At 68.9% G+C, this 752-nt stretch carries 1 protein-coding gene; it reads left to right on the top strand.

Going from position 1 to position 752, the window contains the following annotated elements; translation table 11 throughout:
• Nucleotides 1–141 precede the first annotated feature (141 nt).
• Nucleotides 142–752, top strand: a 611-nt coding sequence (locus B1991_RS18525; RefSeq protein ID WP_210772179.1) for a biotin/lipoyl-containing protein, incomplete at its 3' end; no start/stop codon positions are given.

Below are 752 nucleotides of genomic sequence, written 5' to 3'. Positions count from 1 at the left end.
CCGAAGGGGCGGATGAGGGGCAGGGCTTGCGGCAGGACTCATCGAAGCATGTTTCGATGAAACCCAAGGCAAGCCCCGGCCCCTCACCCCAGCCCTCTCCCGCAGGGGAGAGGGAGCAAATTCCAACCTGGAAGCTCACTCATGGCTGACATCAAGACGTTCTACCTCCCCGACCTCGGCGAAGGCCTGCCCGACGCAACCGTAGTCGAGTGGCACGTGAAGGTGGGCGACAACATCAAGCTCGACGCGCCGCTGTGTTCGATGGAAACCGCCAAGGCGGTCGTCGACGTGCCCTCGCCGTACACCGGCAAGGTCGTCAAGCTGCACGGCGCACCTGGCGACATCATCGAGACCGGCGCCGCGCTGGCCGAGTTCGAACCCGATCCGAACGCCAAGCAGCGCGCCGAGGCCGAAGCCACCGGCCACCACCATGGCCCGAAGAAGACCGAAGCCGCACCGGCACCGGCACCGGCACCCGCACCCGCACCCGCACCCGCCGCGGCCAAGGCCGATCGCGAGGACGAAGGCACCGTGGTTGGCGCGATGGTCAGCGGCAACACCGTGCACGTCGAGCAGGCCGCCAGCATCGGCGGCGTGAAGGCCGTGCCGGCGGTGCGCGCACTGGCGAAGAAGCTCAAGGTCGACCTGACCCGCGTGCGCCCCAGCGGCGCCGACGGCGTGGTCACCATGAACGACGTCAAGGACGCCGCCGCGAACGGTTCCGCTCCGCTCCCCTCTCCCTCCGGGAGAGG

Source organism: Rhodanobacter lindaniclasticus, from assembly GCF_004799035.1.
Classification (GTDB): domain Bacteria; phylum Pseudomonadota; class Gammaproteobacteria; order Xanthomonadales; family Rhodanobacteraceae; genus Rhodanobacter; species Rhodanobacter lindaniclasticus.
This window is presented reverse-complemented; position numbering and strand designations above follow the sequence as displayed.